General features: G+C 46.7%; 2 protein-coding genes. One reads left to right on the forward strand and one right to left on the reverse strand.

From position 1 onward, the window contains the following. The first annotated feature begins 341 nt into the window (after positions 1-341). Positions 342-3,746, forward strand: coding sequence for a leucine-rich repeat domain-containing protein (locus AC3A8L_RS20180; protein ID WP_487964069.1), 3,405 nt, complete (start codon positions 342-344; stop codon positions 3,744-3,746). A 467-nt stretch (positions 3,747-4,213) separates the two neighbouring features. On the opposite strand, the gene AC3A8L_RS20185 is transcribed toward AC3A8L_RS20180, so the two are convergent. Next, positions 4,214-4,363, reverse strand: a complete 150-nt coding sequence (locus AC3A8L_RS20185; protein ID WP_487964070.1) for a hypothetical protein — start codon at positions 4,361-4,363, stop codon at positions 4,214-4,216. Between the last annotated feature and the right edge of the window lie 56 nt (positions 4,364-4,419).

The raw sequence follows: 4,419 nt of genomic DNA on the forward strand, positions 1-4,419 counted from the left end.
GGCGTATTTCTTTTTCAAGCTCCCGAATCCGTTGCTGATCATTCCCGATCGGTACGTGTAGCGGCACACTAAATCTGGTCACCCATTACTTAACAAGGTGCGCCATGAGCAAGCAGACAAGACCCCGATATGATGCCGAATTCCGATTGAAAGTCGCTAATTGGTGTTGCCCAAGATTATAGTATTCGAGAGGCCCCCGAGGCGATGGGTGTCGGCAAGTCCACTCTATTTTGCGGTGTGTCACACTGTGTGTGAATTCGTGACACTTTTGTGAGGTTTTTCGATATTTCGCTCTCTAGGATAAGCGGTAGCTGACATATTAACTGTGAAGGAGACTGGGGATGAAACTATTGGCTGCTACTAGTGCCTGCCGGGCCGCATTGCGATCATTGCTGAAGAGCGGGGGGCGCCGTTTACGGTACGGCGCTTTGGGGGTGCTTGCTACAACAGCGTTGGCTGCGTGTGATGGCGGCTCCGTGAGCGAGGAATCGGCGATGAGTAGCTCATCGGTGGTCAGCAGTTCATCTCGCTCGGTGGCGACCAGCTCTTCACAGGATCCAGATACGCCACTACCGAGTGAACCCAGGTTAACAGAGTTGACCTTCGTCGATAATACTTTGGCTGACTGCATTCGAGGGTCTGGCTATGAGTATCCAAGTCAAGTGACGTATCTGCGCTGTTTGGGCGTGCAAGATACGAGGGATTTAGCCTACCTCCCCCAGCTTCAGCAGTTGGAGCTTGTCGCGGGCACTATGTCTGCATTGGATTTGCGACAAAACAGTGAGCTGCAAATATTGACTCTGAAGGAGAGTGATCAGCTTGAGCATATAGAATTTTCGCCAGCATCAAAGCTTGTTGAGTTAACGGTATTTGATGCAGCTCTTGTGACCGTGAAAGCGTCGGCGATGCCGCAACTCACCTCTGTGTCGCTCGTGGGCACACCTCAGTTGCAGTTTTTCGATACGCATAATATGCCGGCTCTGCAAAGCTTGATCCTAGATAGTGAAGTTCTGCAAATACTCGATGTGTCTGAAAACTCAGCTCTAGCGACGCTGTCAGTGTCACGCGCTTTGGGTCTAAGCCATTTGGTTCTGCCGCAGGAGGCCACAAATCTTGAGCATTTACATGTCTCGAGCAGCTTGATTAATTCACTCAACCTTATCAATTTTACTGCGCTCGAATCAGTGTTTATTGGTGCGAATGCGGAGCTGACTGATATACAGTGGGGGCAGCATAACCAACTTGCCAAATTACGGCTCGAGAGCGTACCGGTTACGTTATTGGATTTAAGTCGGTTTCCAAATCTTACGGATTTAACCTTGTCAGACCTTCAGTTGCAACACGTTGACATCACGAGTAATGCACAGTTAGTCAGTGTCTCATTACTGGGTAGATCTATAGAGTCCTTCGATTTTAATGTCTTGCCCTCTGGTGACATAAATATATCGCGCACTGGCATAGCTAACTTGGATATGAGCCAGTTGTCAGGCCTAGATGTACTTACTTTAGTGGGTAATAAGCAACTGACTGAACTAGACCTTACATCCAATCCAGCGATTAACACGATAACGGCCTATGCTAACGGTGTTGAACGCATTACTGTGCCGCAATCTAAGCTGCATACTAACCTGATTATTTTGGAGAACCCTATTGCCTGTGAGTCAGCCTTAGCTCTCTACCAGTCGATTAATCAGTGGGACAGTTCCATCACAATTGATATTCCAGAGCCAAAGGTATGCGGGCTATACCCATTCACTGATGATATTGCACTGACACAATGCATCTATGATACGGGGCTCGAACCCGCGAAAATCACCCGGTTTCAATGCAAAAATGTTCGGAACGCATCAGGTATTAGTGCTCTAACAGCTTTAGAAGATTTAACCATGAGTGGCAAATTTGCTCACTTGGATACTTCTGCGTTAGTGCATTTGGTACGCTTGGATGTAGATTCCGAGCTGCTGCAAGTACTGGATGTTAGTCACAATAAAGCCTTGGTCGATTTGCGCGTGGAGAGTCGCGCGCTCGATCAACTCGATTTAGGGGACAACCACCGCTACACGCATATTAATATTGTCGGCACCCAACTTAACCAGTTAAATTTATCCGATCAAACTCAGCTTGAACGATTGGATGTCTGGAGTGCTTCTCAATTATCTGCATTAGAGCTGCCCAAAACCGAAACCTTGGCATACCTTGGTGTGAGTGGTTCAGCGTTAGTCGAACTGGATATCAGCGATAATCCCCAGATACAGGAGCTTTACGCTCGAAGCACGAAGAAACTTGAGGCTCTGGAGTTGGCCATCCATAGCGAGCTGACGCACTTAGATCTGGAGGCAAGCGCTATCACATCCGTTGACCTTACCAGTGCGGAGAATTTAGCGCATTTAAATTTACAAAGAACTGCAGTTACCGAACTCGATTTATCTCAAAACCCATACATCGAGACATTTGATTTTCGTGAAATGAAATTATCGACATTGGACTTGTCCGACAACCAAGTGCTGACGAGTTTGAATTTTGATGGTTTGCGCTACGGCCGCCCTGATCGGCTTATTTTAGAGAATACCGCCATTGAATCCTTGTCGGTGTTTGGTACACACTTGGTGTCATTAGAACTTTCGGGGAGCACCGCCTTAAAAGAGCTTACATTGGGGGGGCATTCGCTTAGCACGCTTGATTTGAGCGAGCTTAATCAATTGGTGTCGTTATCTTTAAGTCAGAGCGTCGAGCAGTTGGTGTGGCCTGATGTGCGACTAATCAGTCATTTGGCATTGATCGGAGATGCTGGTGAGACGATTAATTTTTCTGATATACCACAATTGCGTAGCTTAAGCCTGCGAGACGCCAGCTTAGACATTTTGATGGAAGGCGGGCTTTCTCAGTTGGAGGTACTTACGGTTGAGCGCGGGGGGCCAGTGGGCGATTTGAATTTGTCGCAGCTGCCAAATTTAAAGGTGCTCTCGATGGTTTTGAATGAGCCAGTAACAATGGATTTGCAAAGTAATGCCGCCTTGGAAACTATTGACGTTTCGGTATTTGCTCCGTATGCAATGGTGCTAGGTGATAAACCGAATTTATTATCGCTTAAGGTGAATGCCCCCTTAAGCGATATTGACTTGGCCTTTTGCCCTCAGTTGGAAGCGTTAGAACTGACGTCAATGAACTTGTTAAATATAGACCTTTCCTTACTGCCTCAGTTGAAAACCTTAAGACTCTCAGGTGATTTTATTGAATCCGTTGACCTTAGCCAAAATACCCAGCTGCAAACTTTGTCACTGTTCCTTAATAATTTAAAATCGATTGCACTTGAAGGTTTGGACGAATTGACGGCGCTGAGTTTAAGCTCTGATCGATTGACCTCCATTGATATTAGTCAAAACCGTCAGCTTAAAATGCTATGGCTATACCTTGAAAGCGTAAAATCGCTAGATCTTAGCAAGCTAACGGTTCTATCTGAATTAGTACTTAAATTACAAAGTTTGGAGGGCCTTGATTTAAGTTATAACCAGGCATTAACCGACTTTACACTGTTCGATAGTCGTTTATCTGAGCTGGATGTTTCTGCACTTGATTCGCTCGAGGCTTTAACTGTTATAGGGGCAAACTCGATAGTGACTTTGGACCTTTCAGCATTAATGCATTTACGCAGACTCGTATTGCGTCAAAACAGCTTTTTAACCTGCGGTTCGGTAATGTTGCCGAGTGTATCAGATCAAGAGCCGGTGTTAGAGTGCAACCATTAGAGCTTGTCAATGATGGTTGGAATGTTTGGAGTGAACGCTAGATTACTAGCGTTCTAGGCTTGCCCTCATTCTTCTCGCACTTGAAATACATAGCCGCTTCGCCTTAGGTGACACATTGTTATTTAGCAAGTATTCAGCCCCAATGAAAACGAAGGAGTAGTAATTCGGAGGCGGCCCAATACTGTGCTTGCTAACTCTGATTACCAAGGCTGAACCTAAGGGCCGAGGAAAAAATATTTTATCCAATAATACTTGCCTCCCACTCCATCAACAGCGTTGCTCAAAGCGTTACATGCCCCGGCATGCGTCCCTTTGAGCGCCTTGTTGAGACAGCGGGCGCCCTCGTCTAATTGGACAAACTATTATTGCTTCGCCCCTAAGCTCGGGGCGACGTGTTTGGGGTGTTCCAACTTGTAGCACTCGCTCTATTTATCCGAGGTCATTCGCCAGAGTTTGGATGTGCCAGATTATGCCGTAATCAGCCTAGCGCTTTCTTCTGCCAGCGCGCCCCCCAAAGCCGCAGATTTTCGCTCAAGCTCTAATGCTAAGCTTGGAAGCTCGCTATGTGAAATGGCAGCATCTGAGGGAATGATAGGTTCAATTTCGGGGGTAAACATGGCATTCTCGCGGCGGTTTTAAGCCCCCTCACGAGAGGCTCAAACAAAAAGGCCAT

Source organism: Marinagarivorans sp. (assembly GCF_982758155.1).